The sequence below is a fragment of the Thermoanaerobacter ethanolicus JW 200 genome (genome assembly GCF_003722315.1).
Taxonomy (GTDB): Bacteria; Bacillota; Thermoanaerobacteria; order Thermoanaerobacterales; family Thermoanaerobacteraceae; genus Thermoanaerobacter; species Thermoanaerobacter ethanolicus.
Map to the genome: position 1 here is coordinate 961,165 of NZ_CP033580.1, position 24,876 is coordinate 986,040.

At 34.9% G+C, this 24,876-nt stretch carries 14 protein-coding genes and 5 pseudogenes; 12 read left to right on the top strand and 7 right to left on the bottom strand.

Translation table 11 applies throughout. The annotated features are described in order from the left end of the window. Positions 1–56: 56 nt before the first annotated feature. Positions 57–590, bottom strand: a pseudogene (locus EB239_RS04760) (IS200/IS605 family accessory protein TnpB-related protein); the annotation flags it as partial. 141 nt (positions 591–731) lie between these two features. On the opposite strand from EB239_RS04760, the gene EB239_RS04765 reads away from it, so the two are divergent. Continuing rightward, positions 732–1,313, top strand: coding sequence for a DUF6431 domain-containing protein (locus EB239_RS04765; RefSeq protein WP_129545099.1), 582 nt, complete (start codon positions 732–734; stop codon positions 1,311–1,313). 136 nt (positions 1,314–1,449) lie between these two features. Further along, positions 1,450–2,403 (top strand): annotated as a pseudogene (locus EB239_RS04770) (IS481 family transposase); the annotation flags it as partial. A gap of 204 nt (positions 2,404–2,607) precedes the next feature. Here the strand turns inward: EB239_RS04770 and EB239_RS04775 are convergent. Continuing rightward, complete coding sequence (locus EB239_RS04775; protein ID WP_003869272.1) at positions 2,608–3,885, bottom strand: transposase; 1,278 nt, start codon at positions 3,883–3,885, stop codon at positions 2,608–2,610. A 163-nt stretch (positions 3,886–4,048) separates the two neighbouring features. Here EB239_RS04775 and EB239_RS04780 point away from each other — a divergent pair. Then, positions 4,049–4,429, top strand: a pseudogene (locus EB239_RS04780) (Mu transposase C-terminal domain-containing protein); the annotation flags it as partial. A gap of 17 nt (positions 4,430–4,446) precedes the next feature. Further along, positions 4,447–5,247, top strand: coding sequence for an ExeA family protein (locus EB239_RS04785; protein WP_003870666.1), 801 nt, complete (start codon positions 4,447–4,449; stop codon positions 5,245–5,247). Positions 5,248–5,455: 208 nt separating this feature from the next. On the opposite strand, the pseudogene EB239_RS04790 reads toward EB239_RS04785, so the two are convergent. Beyond that, positions 5,456–6,367: pseudogene (locus tag EB239_RS04790) on the bottom strand (IS200/IS605 family accessory protein TnpB-related protein); the annotation flags it as partial. Between the two features lie 324 nt (positions 6,368–6,691). Between EB239_RS04790 and EB239_RS04795 the strand changes: the two are divergent. Then, positions 6,692–7,828, top strand: coding sequence for a DUF4179 domain-containing protein (locus EB239_RS04795; RefSeq protein ID WP_318261443.1), 1,137 nt, complete (start codon positions 6,692–6,694; stop codon positions 7,826–7,828). 311 nt (positions 7,829–8,139) lie between these two features. Here the strand turns inward: EB239_RS04795 and EB239_RS04800 are convergent, their stop codons facing one another. From EB239_RS04800 to yjeM, 3 genes are all read right to left on the bottom strand, one after another. Further along, positions 8,140–9,228, bottom strand: a complete 1,089-nt coding sequence (locus tag EB239_RS04800) for a VIT1/CCC1 transporter family protein (protein ID WP_003871360.1) — start codon at positions 9,226–9,228, stop codon at positions 8,140–8,142. Between the two features lie 299 nt (positions 9,229–9,527). Continuing rightward, the gene (nifJ, locus tag EB239_RS04805; RefSeq protein WP_003871359.1) at positions 9,528–13,055 is read right to left on the bottom strand and encodes a pyruvate:ferredoxin (flavodoxin) oxidoreductase; all 3,528 of its coding nucleotides are present in this window, start codon (positions 13,053–13,055) and stop codon (positions 9,528–9,530) included. Between the two features lie 283 nt (positions 13,056–13,338). Then, a complete protein-coding gene (gene yjeM, locus EB239_RS04810) occupies positions 13,339–14,358 on the bottom strand; it encodes a glutamate/gamma-aminobutyrate family transporter YjeM (RefSeq protein WP_318261461.1) in 1,020 nt (339 codons plus the stop codon). A gap of 129 nt (positions 14,359–14,487) precedes the next feature. On the opposite strand from yjeM, the gene EB239_RS04815 reads away from it, so the two are divergent. Further along, positions 14,488–15,906, top strand: coding sequence for a transposase (locus tag EB239_RS04815; protein WP_129545100.1), 1,419 nt, complete (start codon positions 14,488–14,490; stop codon positions 15,904–15,906). Positions 15,907–16,104: 198 nt separating this feature from the next. Here EB239_RS04815 and EB239_RS04820 read toward each other — a convergent pair. After that, positions 16,105–16,638, bottom strand: a pseudogene (locus EB239_RS04820) (amino acid permease); the annotation flags it as partial. A 294-nt stretch (positions 16,639–16,932) separates the two neighbouring features. On the opposite strand from EB239_RS04820, the gene EB239_RS04825 reads away from it, so the two are divergent. The 6 genes from EB239_RS04825 (at position 16,933) to EB239_RS04855 (ending at position 24,686) form a co-directional block, all read left to right on the top strand. Continuing rightward, positions 16,933–17,532, top strand: coding sequence for an HD-GYP domain-containing protein (locus tag EB239_RS04825; RefSeq protein WP_003869234.1), 600 nt, complete (start codon positions 16,933–16,935; stop codon positions 17,530–17,532). A gap of 14 nt (positions 17,533–17,546) precedes the next feature. Next, positions 17,547–19,526, top strand: coding sequence for a methyl-accepting chemotaxis protein (locus tag EB239_RS04830; RefSeq protein ID WP_003869235.1), 1,980 nt, complete (start codon positions 17,547–17,549; stop codon positions 19,524–19,526). 403 nt (positions 19,527–19,929) lie between these two features. Continuing rightward, the gene (gene hutU / locus EB239_RS04835; protein ID WP_003869236.1) at positions 19,930–21,579 is read left to right on the top strand and encodes a urocanate hydratase; all 1,650 of its coding nucleotides are present in this window, start codon (positions 19,930–19,932) and stop codon (positions 21,577–21,579) included. Between the two features lie 23 nt (positions 21,580–21,602). Then, positions 21,603–22,499, top strand: a complete 897-nt coding sequence (gene ftcD / locus EB239_RS04840; RefSeq protein WP_003869237.1) for a glutamate formimidoyltransferase — start codon at positions 21,603–21,605, stop codon at positions 22,497–22,499. Positions 22,500–22,508: 9 nt separating this feature from the next. Continuing rightward, positions 22,509–23,756, top strand: coding sequence for an imidazolonepropionase (gene hutI, locus EB239_RS04845; protein ID WP_003869238.1), 1,248 nt, complete (start codon positions 22,509–22,511; stop codon positions 23,754–23,756). Positions 23,757–24,044: 288 nt separating this feature from the next. After that, entirely contained in the window at positions 24,045–24,686 is a 642-nt protein-coding gene (locus EB239_RS04855) for a cyclodeaminase/cyclohydrolase family protein (protein ID WP_003869239.1), read from the top strand. Positions 24,687–24,876: the final 190 nt, after the last annotated feature.

Sequence of the window (24,876 nt, forward strand, 5' to 3'; positions counted from 1 at the left end):
CAGGCGGTATTTGGGAAAGCCATAGCCCCTGCCCCAAGAAGCAGGAACTCACGCCCTTACGGGTCTCCCCACTTGCCCTGAATTAGTAATTCCTTCAGGGGAGAGAAGTCTCTTAGCACCTTTTCAGGAGAGAGTGGAGTTACCACCGCTACCTTGAGAACTTGCCAGAAATCATAGGTACTAAAACTTGTTCCATCCAGAGGTTCTAGCCCCCTTCCTGGCTCACTCTCAAGGCTTTGTATGAGTTTTATTGCTTTGTTTATCTCTTTTAAATGTTTTTTCTTTAAATGTATGTTTTTGACTGTTTTCTTTACATGTTCTTTTAATTCTTCCAGTTCATCTACAGTCAATGCATTGAGAAACTTTATATAATTGCCTGGTATTTTTTCTTCTTTACTCAATCCTCTTCTTGCTATTACATAGGCTGCTGCTATATCTTTTGTTATCATATACTGCGGTGCATATTTTAACATCCCTATTATTGAGGTGTAAGAAGGATTGACTTCTATTACTTCTATCCCTTCTCTTTTTGCTAGTGTTTTTATTTTTGAAAGAAGTGATTTGTAGCTAAAGTTATGTCTTATCCTTCTTTGTCATTTCTCAAATTAATTTAGCCCAAAACCGATAAAATTTTTCAGATTAAATAATCTTGTGATAAAATTAATGCTAAAGGAATTTAAAAAAATTTTTTCAGATTCCTTTAGCATTAATTTTAATTGGAGAGGTTACTTATGCAAATAATTTTCCATGTTGATAACATTGAAGAATATTTACATAAAGGTAAAGATTACAATTTTCCTGACCCACCAGATAGATGTCCTTATCCCGATTGCAAGTGTAGAGTAAAACTAAAAAAGCACGGGTTTTATTACCGTTACTATTTAGATGGACCTAACTGTATAAAAATAGCCATAAGAAGATATATATGTCCTGTGTGTAAAAGAACTCTTTCCTACCTTCCTGATTTCTGTCTTCCCCATTTTCAGTATTCTTTCAATATGATTGTAAAGTCTTTAAAAGAGACACTTACAAGAGAAAAAACTCTCAGTTCTTTCATAAGTGACTTAAAAAGAAACTTTCCCACCATACTATTTTCAAGACAGCATATATATTTTTACACCAAAAGGATAATGAATAATTTAAGTTTTATCATATACGGATTAAGGCAAATAAACCCTTACATAAAGTTATCTGAGACTGACTCACAAAGAGAGAGGGCCAGAGAGATTTTGGACATAATAAGCATTGTACCACTCTTCTCCCAACGGTTTTATGCTCATTGCCAAAAATCATTTCTGGCCTCTCTCACATAATTCTAGCATTAAACCTGAAAGATTTAAATAAAAATTTTGATTTTTTCTTAGCAACATAACTTTTTCCTTTAATGTCCCCCAGGTATGAGCTAAAATTACGATTAAGAAATCAAAAAAGTGAAGGGGGAACATATAAATGCTTGATGAAAAAGCGAGAGAAGCTATAGCATTAAAGAGATTTTCACTGATAAGTCCGGTGTTAAACGGACAGGTAAAAAATCAGAAAGAATATTTTGATGCTCTTTCCGATAAACCTATTGAGATACCTTATCTTGGAATGAGAAGATATACTCCCAAGACACTTAGAGGGTGGCTATATCAGTATTTAAGAGGCGGTATAGAAGCGTTAAAGCCGGGTTATCGAAGCGACAGAGGCAAATACAGAAAGATAGACTTTGAACTTTCAGAGAAAATAAAGCAAAAGAAGCTTGAACATCCTGAAATGCCAAACAAACTTCTTTATGAGACATTGATAGGAGAGGGAATAATATCACCGGATAAAGTATCCCTTTCGACATTCTATAGGTTTTTGAAAAACATTCCTGTAAAATCTTTAGATAAAGAAAAAGAGGGTAAAACAAAGAGATTTTCCCATGAATTCATCAATGAACTGTGGCAGACTGATGTCATGTATGGGCCATATATTAAAGAAGGTAAAACAAAGAGACAAACGTACCTTATTGCATATATAGATGATGCTTCCAGGCTGTGTACCTATGCTCGCTTTTACTATACCCAGAATTTTTCAGCTTTAAGAGACTCATTTAAAGAAGCAGTGCTAAGAAGGGGAATACCCAAAATGCTCTACACTGACAATGGAAAGATATATAGAAGCACTCAATTTGAATATATATGTGCATCATTAGGTACATCTCTTATTCATGCTGAGCCCTTTTCACCTCATTCAAAAGGGAAAATAGAAAGATTCTTTCATACGGTGAGAATGAGATTTTTAAGCACAATAGATCCTACATCCATAAAGAGTATAGATGAGCTTAATATGATGTTTTTTAAATGGTTGGAGAATGATTACAACCGAAAAGAACACAGCAGTATTGGCATGAGTCCTTTAGATTTTTTCATGTCTCAATAGGGATGTGCAAAATTAATTAAAATAATCACGAACAAAAACCAAAATATGTATGACATACAATATATAGTAATCAACACTGACAATCAAACATAAAGGAAGTGGTAAGGGAAAAGAAAAGACAAAAAGAGGAGCTAAAAAAGGGCATAAATATCCTGTAGAAGTCAAATGTTAAAAAATGGCATGAAATAGATTCAATAAAAATTAGGCCGATTGCATCAAAGCAACAAGAGATCTAAACTCATCATATTTGCCCAATTTAATAGCTACAATAGCGACAGTAAGCAAAGTAATATGGCCAAAAGTATTAAGGTTGCTCACAGAATTAATATTTCTAACATAAGCCTTTTCAAAATCCAGAGCTTTAAAGCGGGAATTATATCTTTCTGATTCAATTCTCAATTTGTAGACGGCCTTAAAATATAGGGAGTCTCTATTAATAGAGGACCTATAATCAGAAGATATAATAGCATACTTAGTACAGCCTCTATGCTTTTTGCCATTAAAATATTTAGGATGATTTATAGGGCAGGCAGAATCATCCTTAGAATTACAGAACTTGCAAACAAATTTTTGCTTAATAAAACCATCAAAATATTGCTTGCCATCTTTAAGCATTTTAATACCCGCTTCACAGACCATATAACCATCATCAGTCAGAGGGGGATTTTTAGAATTACGCTTGTTAAGAGGAATAAAGCAATGACCGTGGAGAATATTTCTAACATAATTATAAAGTTTCTTAACATCATAGCCTTTATCAGCAATAAAATTAACATACTTAAGGTTAAACCACTTATTAGTCTTCTCAAGCAAAGATAAAGCGGCTTCAAAATCAGGGGCATCAGCGGGGGTAGTAGTTTCAGCGATGGGTAAACCAGAGATAGCATCAACAATAATGTGATTTTTATAGCCCCAATAAAACTTATAGCGTTTATTAGAAGAATCGTTAGAAGCAGAATAAACGCCTAATTTACAATCCTTATCTGACTTAGGCTGATTATCTTTAGAGAATTTATTTTTAGAAAAAGACTTAGGGTTATTTAACTTAGTGTTAGCTTTAATAGGGGTAGAATCCATGGAAATAAACTCACCGGAGATAATACCCATATTTTTGAGGATATTGACCTGATTTTGAAAAATAGAGGTCAAATAATCATGAGAGAAGTCATTAATAAAACGGCGAAAAGTCCAATAAGAAGGAAGAGGTTTAGAAATGTCGAAGCCACAAAGATGAGCAATGATAAGATTATTGCGGAGATAATCTAAAAGGTCAGAAATTGTGCCGAATCTTTCAGCTTTCATGACAATAAAAGCTCTAAAAAGTGCATGATGAGAATAACCCTTACGGCCAGGATTAGAGGAAGGGAATTCAGGTATTGAAGACAGGTCAAGATTTTCAAACATAGAAGAATAGAAATCAATTTTAGACTGAGAGGTAAAGAGTTCAGGTATATTTAAAAGCAATTGAAGCTGGTACATGTAGGATTTCCTCCTTCTTAAAAAATTTTTTATAGTGTATATATAATAATTCGACAAATGGGAGGGGAAATCCTACATAAAAGATAAAAAATTCAAGAGTGATAGGAAAAAAGTATGTCTGTAGAATGGCTTAAATTAAGGCTTCTGAATTTTGCACAAGTCTATGTCTCAAATATCAAGAGTGAATATGTATAAAGACATAGATATGTTGAATGAATGTTTTCTCATAAGAGTAAATCGTAAAGTAAACAAAGATGCTACACTTAAAGTGGAAAATATACTTTATGAAACAGAAGAAAAGTTTAAAGGTATGCGCTTAGAAGTCAGATATGACCCGCAGTGGCTTAAGGATAATACACCCCTTCTACTTTTTCATGAAGGCAAAAAAGTAGGGGAAGCGTATAAGGTAAATTTTCATGATAATGCTAAAATTCCTGTAGAATATATCGAAGACAGAAAGGTTGTAAGCGAAAATGAAGATACTGTGGATTTTGCGGCAAAACCTAATTCCCCAGTAATATCCTTTAATGATATCATTGATTAAAAAAAGAGGTGTTTACAATGTTTACCCAATATTTTGGAATGAAATTTAATCCATTTTCTAAAGAGATAAGTGTAAACGACCTTTACATAAGTGAAGACATTGCTGAATTAAATGCCAGGCTAAAATATTTACAAGAAACAAGGGGTATAGGACTTGTCGTTGGGGAGGCCGGTTCAGGCAAATCTACCGCATTAAGAAAATATGCTGAAAGCCTCAATCGTTCTACATTTAAACCATGTTACTTTGCCCTTTCTACACTCACAGTGAGAGAATTCTATCAAGCATTGGCTATGATTTTAGGCGAAACACCCTCATACAAAAAAGTAACGCTCTTTCACCAGATACAAAGAGCGATAACAGAACTTTACTATAGCCAGAAGATAACTCCTGTCATAATATTAGATGAAATACAACTGGTTTCTAATGATGTTCTTGAAGATTTGAGAATAATATTTAACTTTAATATGGATTCTCAAAACCCCTATATATTGATACTTTCAGGACAACCACACATAAGAAACAAACTAGCCTTGAATGTAAACAGTGCACTAAGGCAAAGAATTTCTATAAAGTATGTAATGCAAGGGCTAAAAAAAGAAGAAATTCAAGATTATATAAAAACAAGAATGAAAATAGCCGGAATGATGGATGACATATTTACACCATCAGCATATGAGGCAATATATTCTCTAACAAAAGGGCTCCCAAGGATAATAAATAACCTGGTAACAGCTTCTTTACTCTATGCGTATTCTAAGAGGCTAAGAGAAATAGATGAAGAAGTAATATACCAGGCACAAAATGAAATCAGTTTATGAGAGTAGTAGCTTTCGCTACTCTCATTTTTTATTATACATCAATTAACCCAAATTGCCAATAACAGATATTAACATATTTTGGCGGTTATGCTCTTAAAAAGTGAAAAAAATTTTTAATCAGGCTGTAATAATTTGAGAAAAAATACTTTTATGCACTTAAAAAATGCCATTATAATTTGAAAATCTTTGGAGATTTAATTTGAGAATTGACACTTCTTGATTTTCTCCCTGAAAAATCTCCTCTTTTGCCTTTCTCTTTTATTTCTAAGTCTTCAATTACTATTGCTTTTCCTTTTTCTTTCGCTATTTTTACTATCTTGTGAGCATACTGCCATCTGAAGTATTCTTTTTTGTCTTTATTTCCGCTTGCAAGTTCTGGCATTGGTATTTTATCATAGCTTATTAGATTACCTTTTTCATCTGTTTCTGCCCATGATATGTTGTCTGGATATGCATTTATATCTATCCCTATTGCTCCTTTTTCTTTTGTTATTTTTATCTCTGGATATTTTTCTTCAATAGCAAAATAGGCGTATATACTGCTGTTTTTAAGTTTTAATTCTACAGAGTAGGGTATGTTTGATTTGGGAATTTCCTGAAGTATCCCTTCTCTGTTTTTATTCTTCTTCCATCCTGCCTGTATCTTCGCATATACATATTTTCTTTCCCCTACATTTATCCTTAAAAAAGTGCCATTTTCTTTTGCTTCTATCCTTGTATTGAGATTACCTTTTTTGCTTTTATCTCCTCTTGAATAGAGATTTCCTTTTCTTCTTTCTTGCCACTTTGTTTTTAGCTTTTGATATTCTTTCCCATTTATATGGCGCTTTTGAAGTTTCCCAAATAAGTCTCTTCCTCCAAAAATGACTTTTCTTGGGTTATTCCCTAATTCTCTGATAGATTCTAATGCGCTTTTTGCTTTCATTATTGCATCATCTACGTATCTTGAGTTTAAGTTAAAAATCCCTTGAAGCTCTCTTTTTAGTGTGTTTCTATCATAACCTTGTAAGAGTCTTCCGTATGTAAATCTCATGCAGGAGGACCATCTTCTCATTAAGTCTAATACTATTTGTTTGTCTTGTTGGTTTAGAAAAATGAGTTTAGCCTGTATTACTATCATGCTTTTTACCACCCCTTTGTTGGGGTCATTAATCTTTCTTTTCCCTAGTTTATTACTGTAATTCTGATTATATCATAAAGCTCCTTAACTTTTTATAGTTAATAACGTTCATCATCGCTCAATTGAAATTGTATCATTTTTTATTATGAATTCCAACTGTTTTGACCTCCTCGGGAAGAGGTTAAAATTTATTGTTCTTACTTTCATTGTACAAGATATTTATGTATGATAATATCAACATTTTTTAAACTCAGACAAAGGGGACGGTTCCTTTTGTCTGAATTCTAAATTGTTCAGATGAGAGGAACCGTCCCCTTTGTCTGTGTGGCAGCGTATGTTAGCCAAATACCGGGTTTTGAAGCAATTGTAAATCTTATTAGATATGATAAAGGCCTAGATCTAGCAGTAAGAAATGATTTTATACAGCCTCTTAATATTTCAAAAGAATATGATGGAGTAAAAGTGACGATAGGAGGAATTATCGTTGATGAAAGTCACATTATAATCTTTTATTCCATCAAAAATGAATCTGGAAAATCACTGGAACTAAAGAATATAGAAGCATACAATGAAAAGAATCAACCTTTAGAAGAAATAAGTTTAAGCTGGAGTGGTTTTGATAATAATAGTGTAGAAAAAGGAAGTTTTATAGATATTGCTTTTTCGGGAGATAACAATAGCATACCGGAGGTATTAAATTTAAGTATCGAATTTAAAGGCCTAAAATACAATACATTTAACTTTTCTATTCACATAGATAAAAATAAATTTAAGGGATTAAAAGAAGTTTATGCTGTAAATAGAACAATGGAAATAGATGGTCAAAAAATTACTTTTGAAAAAGTCATTATTTATCCTACACGTATTGCTCTTTATATTCATTATGACCCTTTAAACAGCAAAAAAATACTTGGTTATCCGGATATAGGAATTGTGGATGAGAAAGGAGATATATTTGGCCAAATAAGTAATGGGGTATCTGGCACAAGAAAAGATGACAACAATATAATACTTTATTTTCAAAGTAATTATTTTAAAAAACCAAAAGAACTATATGTAGCTTTTTCAAAAGTTAAAGCAATTGATAAGGATAAGGCGGAGGTAATTATAGATTTAAAGAATAAAATGATTTTAAAAAAACCGGATGAAAAGTTGAAGTTAAATGATATAGTGTACAATAAAAATGATATACAGCTTACATTTACGCTTGAAAAAATAGATAATACAAATAATCTTTATAGTCCTTTTTACAGTGAATTTGAAGATTCATCTATGAAAAAATATCATTTTTTAGGGGAGGAGATTCATGGAGGAAGGGAAGGAAAAGTAGAGGAAGTTTTAATTAGGATACCAAACGTTTCTTATGACAATCCAATTAAACTAAAAATCATTGACTATCCTAATTTTATTGGGGGAAAAGAAGTAAAAGTGAGAGTAAAACAAAGGGAAGTAATTAAGTAAAATTTAGGAAAGCTATAACCTCTGTAGATGGTTATAGCTTCTTTTATAGTTTCTCTCTTAGCCATAAACTGTTCAAAAAAACAGCCATATATCGCCTATCCGTATTGTGTAACTTTACCTGAACATCTTTTTTAATGAGTTTTTTATTGTACTGTTCTATTTCTTCAAAGTTTTTTGGAGGATTATTAGCCTGAGTCTGAGAACGAGCGTTAGTTTAGTCTGCTTTGTTGCTGGAGCAGACTTGCAAAGTGCCAATCAAAAAACATACTTTGTCTACAGTTTATGAGGAGGGTTTTCGTCCTCCTTATTTTTTATGCACTTATTCCAAATACTTTTTGCACTAGAGTTCCAAAGAGATATGATAAAACTGCTGCTCCAAGGCCTGTTGCTACCATTTCTAAAACCTTTCCTTTTATAGACAGACTTTCTGAAGCGACAGATACTATAATTCCTACTATAGAAAGTGCTATTGCTGCAAAAATTACTGAAAATGCAAGAGCTACTAAAGAGGATGAAGTGATTATAAAGTAAGGCAAAACGGGGAATACGAGTCCTACAAGGTATGCGATACCAGTATATAGAGCAGATTTTATTTCGTTTTCAGAAATCTCTTCAGTTAAAAGATTTGTCATGGCATCTTCATTGTCACTAAGTTTGTTTACAATTTCTCTCCCGATATCTTCTGGTATACCGGATTCGGATAGTTTATTTAAAAATTCCTCTTTTGCCCTGTCTTTTGAGACTCTAAATAAAAGCTCCATTTTCTTTTTTATACCCTCATTTACTTGTCTTTGAGACCTTACAGAGGTGTATGCACCTATTGCCATAGAAAGAGCACCAGCTACTCCTACTACCAAACCAGCAGTGCCAACGGTGATGGGACTTTTTGGATAAACAGCTGAAAGTCCCGTTACAGTTCCTAAAATTTCCACAAGACCATCGTTCATTCCAAGTATAAAGTCTCTTATGTTTTCTATGCTGAATTTATCTTTTTGTCTGCTAAACATTTTTTCATGTTCAAGTTCATCTTCTATGATTTTTGATAGAATTAATTTTTCTTCTTCTGTAAGAGAAGCTTCGTTAAAATAGCGATAATAGGATTCGGTACTTGTTGTTTCATTCATCTCAAGTATTGTGACGAATAATTTACTTCCTAATAAAGTTCTCAATATTTTATAAGTAAAAAGCCTTAATTTACGAGATTTTTCTTCCGGAATTTCTATATTTCTGTCTTTTAAAAATTGATGCCAAAATTTTGCGTGAGCTTTCTCTAGTTTTGCAAGTGCTTCAAAATTACTTTTAGTTTGTGGATTTTTCTCAACTTTCGCGAGGTATGTATAAAGGTCGGCAGCTTCAACTTCTTCTTTGTAAAAACTGATAGCTTGGTCTATAGGATTCATTTACCATACCGTCCTTTCTGAGTGAAATTTTAAATGAGCAAGAATAACAAAAAATAAAATGGAATGCTATACTAGTGCATATAATTTTACATATGATATATTTACAAAAGTGACAAACACCCGTATATATTATACCACATTAGAATTAATATTAATGGTTACAGACATTTGCAGTGTGTATCACAAGTTTGTAGGTCGCGCGCTTTGTGCATAATGTCAGCTATATTATTTTTCCTACTAAAATTTTACACACATGCCTTTTGCAGAGATAAAAAAGGAGGGAATGTTCCCTCCATTTTTTATTCATCTTTTGCCAATCTTTCGTAGATTTTATACCTCTCTTGAGCTTGCTTCTCAGCTTCTTCAAAGAGCTTTTGTGCTTTTTCAGGGAAAGTCTTCTCAAGAGCTGAGAATCTGATTTCGCCCTGCAAGAAGTCTTTAACAGAGAGTTTTGGCGGCTTAGAATCGAGGATGAATGGATTCTTTCCTTCTTTCTTGAGAAGCGGATTGTATCTATAGAGAACCCAATATCCTGCTTCTACAGCTTTCTTTTCTTCTAATTGGCTGCAGCTCATACCTTGTTTTATGCCATGAGCGATACATGGAGCATAGGCTATGATGAGAGATGGTCCTGGATAGCTTTCAGCTTCGACTAATGCCTTAATTAATTGTGTCTGGCTTGCTCCCATTGCAACTTGTGCTACATATACATATCCGTATGTCATTGCCATTCTTCCTAAGTCTTTCTTGCCAATTGGTTTACCTGCTGCTGCAAATTGTGCTACTGCACCTACTGGTGTTGCCTTTGAAGATTGTCCACCTGTATTTGAATAAACTTCTGTATCGAATACTAAGACGTTTATATCTTCTCCCGAAGCAAGTACATGATCTAATCCGCCATAACCTATATCGTATGCCCAACCGTCGCCACCAAATATCCATTGAGACTTCTTAATGAGGTAATCTTTTCTTTCAAGTACTTCATTAATAAGCTCTTTTACTTTTGCGTCTGCTGCTTTATAGTTTTGAAGTATTGGTAACAATTTTATGGTAGCTTCTTTTGATTTTTTGCCGTCCATCATGTTGTCAAGCCAGAATTGCAATGCTTCTTTTAGCTCTGCTGTGATGTTAAGCTCCAACAGTTCTTTTACTATATCAGCTAATTTTGCTCTTTGTTGTTTTACAGCTAATGCCATGCCAAGACCAAATTCTGCGTTGTCTTCAAAAAGGGAATTTGCCCAAGCTGGTCCTTTTCCTTCATGGTTTGTACAATATGGTGTAGATGGTGCACTTGCTCCCCAAATTGAAGAACAACCTGTAGCATTCGCTATCATCATTCTATCGCCAAAAAGCTGTGTGACAAGTTTAGCGTAAGGTGTTTCACCGCATCCTGCGCAAGCACCTGAGAATTCAAGCAGAGGCTTTTCGAACTGGCTTCCTTTTACTGTTTCTTTGTTCATTGGGTTTTCTTTTGGTGATAAAGTCATTGCGTATTCCCAGTTCTTTGCTTCTTCCATTTGTGTTTCTAAAGGCTTCATTACAAGTGCTTTTTCTTTTGCAGGACACTCATTTACACAAACGCCGCAACCTGTACAGTCAAGGACACTGACTTGAATTCTGTAGTATAGTCCTTCAAAGCCTTTTCCAATAGCCTTTTTAACTTTAAATCCTTCTGGTGCGTTTTTAACTTCCTCTTCTGTGAGCAAGAAGGGCCTTATTGCAGCATGTGGACATACAAAAGCGCATTGGTTACATTGTATACAGTTATCTATTTGCCACTCAGGTACGTCAACAGCAATTCCACGTTTTTCATAAGCTGCAGTACCTGGTGGAAATGTACCATCTTCTCTTCCGAGGAAGGCACTTACAGGAAGTTTGTCTCCTTCCAATCTATTCATTACATCGGCAACATTTTTTACAAAATCAGGTGCTTGTCTTTCTTCTTTTGGCTCATCTTCAGCATCTGCCCAAGAAGCAGGTACTTCTACTTTGACTAAAGAATTTATACCTCTATCTACAGCCTCGTAGTTCATCTGTACTATCTTTTCGCCTTTATGTCCGTATTCTTTTACGATAGCTTCTTTTAAGTGTTTTACTGCCTCTTCAATTGGTATTATGTTTGTGAGTTTGAAGAAAGCAGATTGCATTATCATGTTAATTCTTCCGCCTAAACCTATTTCTTTTGCGATGTCTACAGCGTTGATGATGTAGAAGTTAATGTTATGTTTAGCTAAATATCTTTTGATTGAAGCAGGCAATTTTTTGTCTAATTCTTCAACTTTCCAATTGCAGTTTAGAAGGAAAGTACCGCCATCTTTTAATCCTGCCAATATGTCATAGTTGTAAACGTAAGATTGCTTATGGCAGGCAATGAAGTCTGCTTTGTTAATTAAATAAGTAGACCTTATTGGCTTTTTACCAAATCTTAAGTGGGATACTGTTACACCGCCTGACTTCTTTGAATCGTAAGAGAAGTAAGCTTGCACATACAAATCTGTATTGTCGCCTATAATCTTTATAGCGCTCTTGTTTGCACCAACTGTACCATCAGAACCAAATCCCCAGAATTTGCAGCTGGTTGTCCCTTCTGGTGCTGTGTCAACTTCTTCTCCTACAGGAAGTGATGTAAAGGTCACATCATCTATTATTCCTATTGTAAAGTGGTCTTTTGGCTCATCAGCTTTGAGGTTGTCAAATACAGCAATGATCTGTGCAGGTGTAGTATCTTTTGAGCCAAGACCATAACGACCTCCAACAATGACTGGACGCAATTCACTATCAAAGAAGGCAGTTTTTACATCTTCATATAAAGGTTCGCCAATTGAACCGGGTTCTTTTGTTCTGTCAAGCACGGCTATTTTCTTTACTGTCTTTGGTATTACGTCTAAGAAGTGTTTTATAGAGAAAGGCCTATAAAGATGTACTTTTACGACACCTACTTTTTCTCCTTTTTTCATCAAGTAATCTACTGTTTCTTCAATAGTTTCTGTTACAGAACCCATTGCAATTATTATTCTTTCTGCATCTGGTGCACCATAATAGTTGAACAGCTTATATTCTCTGCCTGTTAATTTGTTTATTTCATTCATGTAATATTCTACGATTTCAGGTATAGCATTGTAGAATCTATTAGCAGCTTCTCTTCCTTGGAAGAAAATGTCTGGGTTTTGAGCTGTACCTCTTGTTACAGGATGTTCTGGATTTAGTGCTCTTTGTCTGAATGCTTTTAAAGCTTCATAGTCTACAAGTTTTTTGAGATCTTCGTAATCTAAAACTTCGATTTTTTGCACTTCGTGAGATGTTCTAAATCCGTCAAAGAAGTGCAAGAAAGGTACTCTTCCTTTAATTGCAGAAAGGTGTGCGACGCTTGCTAAATCCATTACTTCCTGTACACTGCCAGAAGCAAGCATAGCAAAACCTGTTTGACGGCATGCCATAACGTCAGAATGGTCACCGAAAATTGAAAGAGCATGTGTTGCAACGGCACGTGCACTTACATGGAATACTCCAGGTAAAAGCTCCCCTGCAATTTTGTACATGTTGGGAATCATTAAAAGAAGTCCTTGTGATGCAGTAAATGTCGTTGTTAGAGCTCCTGCTGCCAGTGATCCGTGAACAGCCCCTGCAGCACCTGCTTCTGACTGCATTTCAATAACTTTTACCGGCTGACCAAATATGTTCTTTCTTCCATGTGCACTCCATTCATCTACCACTTCTGCCATTGGAGACGATGGAGTTATGGGGTAAATCGCAGCTACTTCCGTAAAAGCATAAGCCACATGGGCAGCAGCTGTGTTACCATCCATGGTCTTCATTACTTTAGCCATTTCTTTACTCCTCTCCTTATTTAAATAATTAAATAAAATGGTCAAAAAATCACCAATCAAAGAAGGATGTACCTGATATAGCACAGTATACAATATTTCATCTTATTATATAACAGGTATTTATAGAGTGTATAACAGACCGTATTAATTTAGATTTTTGCTTTTATTAAAGCTATATAACAGGTACATAATAATTATACCACACCGTCAAAAAAATTAAAACTTTTTTATGATAAATCTATATCAAAAAATAGAACTAGAAAGAGGGCTTTTAATGCCCTCTTTATCTGTGTCCTGGTCTTATTTTTGTCTGAATAGCTTTGCCTTTTGCAGCTTCTTTCCTGTTTTCATAACGTCTATACATTAAAAGTGCGACGATGGAGAAAAATAGTGGACCTACAATCATCCAGATAGTAGAGTTTGTGTCTCCGTTAATTGCCGGTTGGATTATTGTAAAGAAGTTAGCGAAAGCCACTGTTGCTGTAACAATTATTGTTGCTATAAGTGCACTGCTGTCAGTTTTAAATATTGCAAAAGGTTTTTGGATTTGTTTATTTTTCTTAAAGGAGTAGAAAGCACCTGATAAAAATACATAAGGCAATGTCATAGCTACATTTGTCATCAATATGAGTTTTGCGAAAAATTTAGCTGCAGCTTCTCCTCCAAAAGAAACAAGGATAATTATTACAACCGCTATTGCACATTGCACCCACATAGCATTTTTAGGAATATCGCCCTCGATTTTACCCATTTTACCTGGCCATAACTCTGCAGGAGTTCCTTCTATTATTTGTTTTAAAGGTGCATAAGATAAAGTGAAAAAAGCGCCACTCAATGCTAAAAACATTGATAATCCTACATACCTTGCAAACCAAGCACCTATAGTAAGAGATGTAGCTTCATTAAGTCCTAATCCTTGTCCTATTTTGTAACCTAAATTTTGCATTACTACATATGCTACATTTGCCATATTGACATTTTGAGTGCCTAATACTTCTTTCCAGTTAGTAAATGTTCCTACCATAAAAATTCCTATTGAATATCCAATAGAAATAAGCAGTGCAGAAATCAATAATCCTTTTGGAAAGTTCTTTTCTGGCTTTTCTGTCTGGTCTACAAGTCCTCCTACTACTTCCAATCCTCCATATGCAAATATAGCAAAAACTAAAAATGCAAACATGGCGATAGTTGATTGATAAGCAGGATTTGGTGATGTAGTAAATGAATGAGCTGAAATAATTGGTTGAGCAACTTTTCCACCGTTAGCGATTAGGACAAATATACCTCCTAAAAGTAAGACTATATAGGTCTTTGCAGAATCCCAAAATCCTTATGGATTAAGGGATTCTGCTATATATTTTCAAAGGAATTCCTCCACTTTCGTCGAATTTATATAGAGAACCAAATCCCAAAAAGAAATGGAGGAAATCCTATGAAAATCAAAGCTAAACAACTTTCTCTCTCAGATATTTACGATGATGTTCAATCCTTCTTTGAAGAAGATAAGCCCAAATTTATTAAACTCTTTGAATCTTTTGTTGATTTATCTGAACTTATTCCATCTTCTTTTTATGCCCACTATTATTCCCACTTTGGACGTCATAGAGATTTTTCTCTTGAATCTATGCTCACTGCTTTGATTATCCAAAAAATTCTCTCTATCCCTACTGTTCAACTCCTTGCACATGTTCTTAAGCTATCTAAAGAACTAAGAGAGCTTTGTGGCTTTAAAAGAGTCCCTCATCCTTCTCAATTCTCTAGATTTAAATCCATTTTCCTCAAAGATTTGGAGAATTTCTTCAATAATCTTGTTAATTTAACTGAGCCTATTTGTCAGGCTATTAATCCTTCACTTTCTAATATCCTCATCGCTGATACTACTGGCTTTCAACCTTATGTCAGAGAAAATAATCCTAAGTTCTTTGATTCCCTTTATAGAAATATTAAAAAGTTCTCTAAATCTAATCCTGATTTTGATGCCCACTCTTATGCTTGTTCTAAAATGCCTAAGTTCGCTCACTCTAATCCTGATGCTAAATTCTCTTATATTAATGGCCATTATTGTTACTCTATCAAAGCTACCATCCTCACTAATGGCTTAGGCATTATTCAGCATATTAGTTTCTATGACGATGATTCTTTAGATGTCAATACTGCTAAATCTGCTGCCGAGTCTAAAGATTTATATGATTCTAAAACTTTAATCCCTTCTCTTAAGGAATTCTTTAATTTACATCCTAATTTCTCTTATAGATACTTCTTAGGTGACGCCGGGTTTGATTCTTTTGATAATTACAAATACTTGCTCTCAGAGCATGGCATAATCCCTATTATCCCTATTAACCCTCGAAATTCTAAAAACTTACCTCAACCTACTTTTAACTCTGATGGTATCCCTACCTGCCCCAGTGACCCTTCTCTTAAAATGTCCTATGATGGCATCGTTCGGGAAAAAGGTAGAACTACCAGAATTAAATGGCTTTGCCCTATGTCCAAAAAAGTTAGACTAAACGGTAAAACTACTTATATCCTTCAATGTGATAACCCCTGTACCTCTTCTAAATGCGGCAGAATATTCTATACTACCCTTGATATTGATTTTAGAAAAAACACTGTTGTCCCTCGTAACTCTAAAAAGTGGTCCAAACTTTATGAAAAACGCCATATTATTGAAAAATCTATTTCCCTTTTAAAAAGTTCTATCGCTGTTGATAGCTTTAAACTCATAAATACCAGGTCAATCAAAGCTGATGTTTTTCTTGGGGCTATCACTCAACATATTGGTTTAATTATTACTGCAAAACTTGGTACTTTTGAACATCCTTTATCTTTGAAAAAACTTTTGGCTTGATAACTTGTTCTTATGGTTTGATTCGTTTGTCACCTTTTTACATTAAAAAGGTGTGTTAGGTATTGTCTTTTTTGAATTTGTATCTTTATTCCATTTCTCTTTTCCCCTCTTGAGCGTACTTTTAAAATGTAATTTCTTTATTTTGTTCCTTGTAATGTAACTTTTTTACTCTAATATTTATCTCATTTTGCAATCACCTAGTAAGACTATATTTAATAAAGCAACTGCAGTTCCACCTACAGAAGATACCTTTGAAATACTTTTTAATCCTTTAGAAGCCACATAAGTTACAGTGATTACCCATATTACCCCCAAAAGTCCTAAAGTTTGAGTTGATTTTAAACCAAAAAGGTTCCACGTAGAAGTAGTGTCTTTTCCGAATAAAGCATTGGAAAGAGGTATCCATATAGAGGAGCTTACGTTTACCATCCATATGATATAAGAAGCATACCACATGAAAGTTCCTATAAAAGCGTACTTTGGGTTTACTGATTTCTCCATCCAAGAATATATGCCACCTTTTTCTTCTTTAAAAGCTGAACCATATTCTGCCATCATAAAGGCATAAGGTATAAAGAAAGTTATACCTGATAGAATATACCATGGGATAGCTCCATATCCCATCAAATAGAAAGAACGAGGAATATTTGTAAAGCCAAATACCGAGGTAAAGATCATTAAAATGAGGGGAATCAAAGCTAATTTTTTTGCATCGTTTACATTTGATGTCATAAAAAAACCTCCATCTTACACGTTTTTTTTTAACTACAACATTTTTTTAATATATACAAAAATATTCCAACGCATATTATATAGCTTTTTTTAGATTTTTGTCAATGGTTTCTCTTTTACAGTTTATCCAGATTGTCCTTTGTTAATACATCCTTAAATAACTCATAGAAAAAATAAATATCAAGAAAAATATCGCAAGAAAAAACAGTTTTTTGAAACTTTTTTAAAATTGACATTATAAGAAACAAATGGTATAATTTTTTTGTCAAATTATGTCGAGAAGAAGGGAAAACGGTGGAAGTATACAATTACAGCGAGTATTATCTTATAAAGCATTTAATGACGAGTTTGAAACATTATCATTATATAACTTATTTACACAGTATAAGAGTTGCGAAACTTACTTATTTAGTTTCTAAAAAATTGGGATTACCCAAAGAGGAGCAAATTTATAACTGTAAGGGGGGATTATTACACGATATTGGCAAGGTATTAGTACCTGTCGCCATTCTTGACAAGCCAGGTTCGCTTACAGAGTTAGAATACGAATTTGTGAAGATACATCCGAGTTATGGCGCGGAGATGTTAAAAATTTTTCCTTCTTTGAAGGATTTAATTCCAGGGGTACTTTACCATCATGAAAGGCTAGATGGTTCTGGCTATCCTTTTGGTGTCAGTATTATTCCTTTAAATGCTCAAATAATAGGAATTTGTGATTCTTTTGATGCAATGACTACAAAAAGGCCTTATAATGAAAAGAGGTTAAAAAGTATACACGAGGCAATATTTGAATTAAAAACCCAACCACAAAAATATAATTACAAAATCGTAGAAGCATTAGAAGAAGTGTTGTGGGATAAAAAGGGGGATCAACAACACTTTATTTCTATATAATGGGAGGGTAACAAATGAAAAGCATTAGAACAAAACTTTTGGTGTTTATACTCTTGTTTATTTTAATTCCCCTTGTCATAACAGGATATTTTTCTACAAATATTGCAGAGAGTGTTCTTAAAACCAAGATAAACGATTCTAATCAAGCAGCTTTATCGGTTTTAAATAAGTACATAAATTCTATTAAACAAGACACAGAATCAATGATTGAAATGTTAGCTGAATCAAATGCTATAATGAATTATGATGGAAGCAGTGCTTTAGATGAAGCAGTACTTAAAAAATTAGAAGAAGTAAAAAAATCTATGCCAGACGCTATGAATGTGTATTTTGCGACACCTGATAAAAAGATGATTTTGTACCCACCTCAAAAACTAGAAAATTATGATCCAACAGAAAGGCCGTGGTATAAAGATGCTGAAAAAGCCGGAGGTAATATTGTCTGGACAGATCCTTATGAAGATTTCAATACTAAGGCGCCAGAAATCACTGTTACTAAAGCCATTACGGGTTCCAGTGGTAAGTTAGTAGGCATATTAGGAATTGATATAAGTTTAGAACAACTTTCTAAAAATATATCTAGTGTTAAACTTGGAAAGACAGGGTACATATACCTAGTTACAAAAGATGGTACTGTTATTACTCATCCGGATACTACTAAGTTGTTTACTTCTATAAAAAAATATGACTTTGGGGAAAAATTGTTAAGTCTTAATAATGCTACTATACAGTACAGTTCAAACAATGTGTACAAGTTTGCCAGTGTGAGAAATCTTGACAGCTTTGGGTGGAAAGCAGTAGTTACAATGGAAAATAGCGAATTAACAAAAGATGTGACGAAAATACGAGATTTTGTAATCACTGTAAGTATAATAGTATTACTCATAGGATTTTTAATAGCATACTTCTTTGCAAATTCTATATCCTCAGGAATCAAAAAAGTGGTAACTGCTATGTCTGCAGCAGCTAAAGGGGATATTACGGTTAAAGCTAATGTAAAAGCAAAAGATGAAGTGGGAATATTGGCAAACAGTTTTAATACCATGGTGGAAGGAATAAGAAGACTTGTCTTTGACATAAAAAGCGTATCAGAGTCTGTAAATCACTCAGCGGAAAACATGGCTGTAGCTTCTGAACAAGCAGCACAAGCCACACAAGACGTTGCAAAAGCCATTGAAGAAATCGCACAAGGAGCTTCTAGCCAAGCAAGAGAAGCAGAGGAGAGCGCTAATGCCACTGTATTACTTGGGCAATTGATAGACCAATCCCTTAAAAACGCTGATGAGATAAACCAAGAAGTAGAGAATGTCAGCATGGTATCCAATGAAGGACTTGTCACTATAGATGACTTAATAGAAAAGACAAAACTGACAATAGAAGCGAATAACAATGTAAAAGAATCTACAAACTATCTTCTTGAAAAATCTGCAGAGATAAGCAAAATTGTAGAGACGATAACAAGCATAGCAGACCAGACAAATCTTTTATCACTAAACGCCGCGATAGAAGCAGCAAGAGCAGGAGAGGCAGGAAGAGGTTTTGCCGTTGTAGCAGACGAAGTGAGGAAATTGGCAGAGCAGTCCTCACAGGCAGCGAGAAATATAGCTAACTTAATATCTGAGATACAAAGCACGATTAACGATACTTACAAGACAGTAGAAGACTCAACAAAATCAATAGAAGAGCAAAGCAATGTAGTCAATACCACAAAAGATGTATTTGAAGGAATACTTCATGCAGTGAATTTCATAGTAGAGAAGATTGACAATCTAAACAAATCATTAAAGGAGATAGAGGAGCATAAAAACAAGATAGTAGATTCAATACAGAACATAGCGGCTGTATCAGAAGAGTCAGCGGCATCAGCGGAAGAAGTATCCGCAACATCACAAGAACAGTCGGCAATTGTGGAAGAGATGGCATCAACAGCAAATGAACTTAAGAATTATGCCAATACGCTTATGGAAGCAATTAAGCAGTTTAAAGTAGAGTAAGCGGGAGAACTCCCGCTTCACTTTGTTGACAAAGTTAAAAAATATTCAAAGGAGATATTTTGCATCGTCGTTCCGATGTTACAAAGCGACAAAACTAAAGCTCGACCTTCAGGCTCCGGCAGGGTACCGGGCACAATCGGCATCCATGCCTTAAGGTGCCCGCCTCCGCCATCCATGGCTTCGGCCCTGCCTCCACCCTCGGTCTTGCTAAGTTTTGTTATCGCTTTGTAACAAGTCACTCCTTATGCAAAATATCTCCTTTACGAAAGTTTGTCTACAGTCTGAAGCGGGAGAACTCCCGCTTTTTAAATTTAAAAATGTATAAATATTAGCAGGATTTTTGAAGTGATAAATAGAAATATACTATATCACCAAATTAAAAAATTTATGGGGGGATTTAAATATGTCAAGAGTTATAAGAGCGCCAAGGGGGACCACATTACATTGCAAGAATTGGCAAATAGAGGCGCCTTACAGGACTTTGATGAACAATCTAGATCCGGAGGTAGCAGAGGACCCGGCGAATTTGATAGTGTATGGAGGAGCAGGAAAAGCTGCAAGGAATTGGGAAGCTTTTGATAAAATAATAGAGAGCTTAGAAAATTTGGAGGAAGATGAGACACTTCTCATACAATCTGGGAAACCTGTAGGAATTTTTAAAACTCATACAATGGCACCAAGAGTGCTCATATCCAATGCAATGTTAGTACCTGCATGGGCTAATTGGGAAAATTTCTGGGACCTTGAGGCAAAAGGGCTTACCATGTATGGGCAAATGACAGCAGGAAGTTGGATATATATAGGAACACAAGGGATTATAGAAGGAACTTTTGAGACTTTTGCAGCTCTTGCTAAAAAACATTTTGATGGAACATTGAAGGGAAAGTTTGTACTTACAGCCGGACTTGGAGGTATGAGCGGAGCGCAGCCTTTAGCAGTTACCATGTTGGATGGCGCATGCCTTGTAGTAGAAGTGGACAGAAATAGAATACAGAGAAGATTAGATACTAAATACCTTGATGTAATGACAGACAATCTTGACGAAGCTTTAGAAATGGTTTTGAAAGCGAAAGAAGAAGGAAAGCCTTTGTCAGTTGGACTTGTCGGAAATGCCGCAGATGTTCATCCTGAGCTTGTAAGGAGAGGAATAATTCCAGACGTTGTAACAGACCAGACATCAGCCCATGACCCATTAAACGGATATGTGCCAAATGGAATGACACTAGAAGAGGCATTTGCTCTTAGAAAATCAAATCCGGAGGAATATATAAAGAGAGCTAAAAAAGCTATGGCAGAGCATGTTTCAGCAATGCTTGAGATGCAAAAAAGAGGAGCAATAGCTTTTGATTACGGCAATAACATAAGGAGAATGGCTTATGATGAAGGGGTAAAAGAGGCTTTTAATATCCAAGGTTATGTTCCTGAGTATATAAGAGATTTATTCTCTGAAGGGAAGGGACCTTTCCGCTGGATTGCATTATCAGGAGACCCTGAGGATATTTACAAGACTGACGAAAAAGTTTTAGAACTTTTCCCTGAAGATAAACTGCTTGAAAGATGGATTAGGTTAGCGAGAGAAAAGATTAAATTCCAAGGATTGCCTGCGAGGATTTGTTGGTTAGGATATGGCCAAAGGGCGGAATTTGGACTTGCAATAAATGAAATGGTGAGAAAAGGCGAACTGAAAGCTCCTATTGTAATAGGTCGTGACCACCATGATACAGGTTCTGTTGCATCCCCTTACAGAGAAACGGAGGCAATGAAAGATGGCAGTGATGCTATCGCAGATTGGCCAATACTTAACGCCTTGTTAAATACTGCTTCAGGAGCTACATGGGTATCAGTACATCACGGCGGTGGAGTTGGAATAGGATATTCAATACACGCAGGAGTAGTGGTGTGTGCCGATGGAACAAAAGAGTCTGACTTGAGAATAGAGCGGGTTTTGACCTCTGACCCTGGTTCTGGTGTTATGAGACATGCAGATGCTGGATATGAAATTGCAATAAGAACTGCGAAAGAAAAAGGAATAAAAATGCCTATGCTAAAATAACGTTGGAAAGGATGAGGAAATAAATGGATCAGATAATTGAATGTGTACCTAATTTTAGTGAAGGAAGAGACCAAGAAAAAATAGCACAGCTTGTCAAAGAAGTTGTGTCGACGGAAGGAGTAAAGCTTTTGGATTACTCTTCCGATAAAGACCACAACAGGACAGTTATAACCTTTTGTGGAGATGCAAAGGGAGTAAAAGAAGCGGCTTTTAAGCTCATTAAAAAAGCTTCAGAGATAATTGATATGAGGTACCATAAAGGGGAGCATCCGAGGATTGGGGCAACAGATGTAGTACCCTTTATACCTGTGAAAAATGCTACAATGGAAGAATGTATCCAAATTGCAAGAGAAGTAGGAGAAAAGGTTGGAAGAGAGCTTAGTATACCTGTGTATTTATATGAAGAAGCTGCTACAACTCCTGAAAGAAAAAATTTAGAGAATATAAGGCGGGGAGAATATGAAGGTTTTTTTGAAAAGATAAAACAGCCGGAATGGAAGCCAGACTTTGGTCCGCAGGAGATGAACCCCAAAAGCGGTGCGACAGTGATTGGCGCAAGAAATTTTCTCATTGCCTACAATGTCAATCTTGCTACAGACAATATTAATATAGCTAACAAAATTGCTAAAGCTATCCGATTTTCAAACGGCGGTTACCGGTATGTAAAGGCGATGGGGGTGGAATTAAAAGAAAGAGGAATTGTGCAGGTGTCGATGAACCTTACTGATTTTAATAAAACACCTATTTACAGAGTTTTTGAAACAATTAAAGCAGAAGCTAGTAGGTATGGGGTAAATGTTATAGGCAGTGAAATAATAGGGCTTGTGCCAGCAAAGGCTTTGTTTGATGTGGCAGATTATTATTTAAGAATAGAGAACTTTTCTGAAAATATGGTTTTAGAAAACAGAATATACGAATGAGGTGTTAAAATGGAGGCAGATTTGTTAATATACAACATTAAGAAAATTTATACACCTCTTGGCAATTGCCCACAATGTGGAAGTGACGTGGAAAATATAGAAGAAATTGAAGATGCTTATATTGCAATAAAAGATGGAAAAATTTTAGCGGCAGGAAAATCACCTGCCGCAATTTCTGCAAAAGAAAAAATTGACGCAAAAGGCATGATTGCAATTCCTGGATTTGTAGACCCTCATACTCATCTTATACATTATGGCTCAAGAGAAAATGAAGTGGCACTTAAATTAAAAGGGTATTGTTATGTAGACATATTAAAGCAAGGTGGAGGAATACTTTCTACTGTTAATGCAACCAGAAATGCTTCTGATGACCAATTGATAGAAAAAGCTATGAAAAGCCTTGATATAATGCTATCTCATGGCACTACTACTGTAGAAGTAAAAAGTGGATATGGACTTAGCACAGAAGAAGAGATAAGGCTTTTAAGACTTATGAATAAGCTTAATTCAATCTCTCTTGTGGATATTGTTCCTACTTTTTTAGGGGCTCATTCAATACCCACGGAGTTTAAGGAGAATTCTTGGGGATATGTTGATAAAATTATAAATGAAATGATTCCCAAAGTAAAAGAGGAAAATCTTGCAGAGTTTTGTGATGTTTTTTGCGAAGATGGAGCTTTTGACTATGAACAGTCTAAAAAGATATTAGAAGAGGCTAAAAAGTATGGAATGAAACTTAAAATTCACGCTGATGAGTTGACACAAAGTGGTGGAGGAGAATTGGCGGGAATATTAGGTGCTGTAAGCGCAGACCATCTTGAAGAGGTATCTGAAAAAGGAATTGAACTTATGAAAAAAGCAGGTACTGTAGGGGTACTTCTTCCTGGAGTTTCTTATTTTTTAGATAGACCTTATGCCAATGCAAGAAAATTAATTGAAAAAGGTCTTGCTGTGGCTCTTGGTACGGATTACAACCCGGGGACAAGTCCTACAGAAAATTTACAACTTATAATGTCTTTTGCGTATATAAAAATGAAAATGTCTGCCAAAGAGATTTTAACTGCTGTAACTTTAAATGCAGCTTGTGCTATTGATAGGGGAAATGAAATAGGCACAATAGAAAAGGGTAAAAAGGCAGACATACTCTTAATTGACGTACCAAACCTTGACTATGTGATGTACCACTTTGGAATAAATCATGTAAACACAGTTATAAAGTCAAAAGGAGATAAGGCGGTTGTAATTGGGGTAAGGTAAAAATGCGTATTTTACAACGTGCAGCAGATTTTAAATATGTTTATGATAAATATAATGAGGAAGTTTTAGAAAATTATTAATAAACGTGGTGAAAAGTATGACGTCAAAAAAATCCACAGTATGCGCTGTGGATTTTTTTATACAAATATATCTTTGAAAACCCCCAAATAATATAAAACTCTCAAAAATATTGTAACAATTTTTTTGGCAGTTGTATTACGGAAATTATATATCATTGGTATAATAGGTAGTGGGGGAAAATATATACACAGAGAAGGAGATGATTTTATGCTAATTGATGATTCATTAAAGGAGTATATTGAAAAAGTGGCCTCAAAATCACCAACACCGGGAGGAGGAAGTGTATCGGCGGTATCAGCAAGCCTTGGGATTGCCCTTTCTTCTATGGTTTACAATCTTACAATAGGGCGAAAATTTTATGAGGAATATACTGATGATATTAAAGAAGAGATTCAACAAGGGCTTAGTATATGTAATCGACTTCTTGCAGAATATGTAAAGCTTATTGATGAAGACACTGTAGCTTATGACGAAGTGATGAAAGTCCTTAAAATGCCAAAAGATACTGAAGAAAATAGAAAAATAAGGAACGAAGCGCTTCAAAAAGCTTATATTAACGCTATGAATGTTCCTCTAAAACTTGCGAGATTATGTGGAGAGGCATTTACCCCGACGATGTTGATTGCGGAATACGGGAATCCTAATGCCATATCTGATGCGGCAGTTGGGGCTATTCTACTATATGCAGCTATAGAAGGAGCTGTTTTAAATGTAAAAGTGAATTTGCCTTATATTAAGGATAAAGAACTGGCAGAAAAAGCGCGGATAGAATGCGATGAAATTTTAAATAAATACAAGGAAGTAAGAGATGAAGTTGTAAATAAAGTATTAAATAAAATTTCAGGGTAATAGTAAAATAAAAAATATAATTGTGAAAGATACATAAAGAAAAACGGAGATTTTTAGAGAAATTGTATGCCTTTTAAGTAAAACTGATGAATTTAGGAGTTGTATATGACCTTTGATAAAGTTATAATAAAGTTAGATGTCAGACAAGCTTATATGTTTACCGAGTGCAAAATCGGTAAACGGTAACAAA

Coding starts and splice junctions, on each gene's coding strand:
- EB239_RS04765 (WP_129545099.1), top strand. CDS start 732: ATGCAAATAATTTTCCATGTTGATAACATTGAAGAATATTTACATAAA.
- ftcD (WP_003869237.1), top strand. CDS start 21,603: ATGGATCAGATAATTGAATGTGTACCTAATTTTAGTGAAGGAAGAGAC.
- EB239_RS04815 (WP_129545100.1), top strand. CDS start 14,488: ATGAAAATCAAAGCTAAACAACTTTCTCTCTCAGATATTTACGATGAT.
- hutU (WP_003869236.1), top strand. CDS start 19,930: ATGTCAAGAGTTATAAGAGCGCCAAGGGGGACCACATTACATTGCAAG.
- EB239_RS04785 (WP_003870666.1), top strand. CDS start 4,447: ATGTTTACCCAATATTTTGGAATGAAATTTAATCCATTTTCTAAAGAG.
- EB239_RS04855 (WP_003869239.1), top strand. CDS start 24,045: ATGCTAATTGATGATTCATTAAAGGAGTATATTGAAAAAGTGGCCTCA.
- EB239_RS04830 (WP_003869235.1), top strand. CDS start 17,547: ATGAAAAGCATTAGAACAAAACTTTTGGTGTTTATACTCTTGTTTATT.
- hutI (WP_003869238.1), top strand. CDS start 22,509: ATGGAGGCAGATTTGTTAATATACAACATTAAGAAAATTTATACACCT.
- nifJ (WP_003871359.1), bottom strand. CDS start 13,055: ATGGCTAAAGTAATGAAGACCATGGATGGTAACACAGCTGCTGCCCAT.
- EB239_RS04775 (WP_003869272.1), bottom strand. CDS start 3,885: ATGTACCAGCTTCAATTGCTTTTAAATATACCTGAACTCTTTACCTCT.
- EB239_RS04800 (WP_003871360.1), bottom strand. CDS start 9,228: ATGAATCCTATAGACCAAGCTATCAGTTTTTACAAAGAAGAAGTTGAA.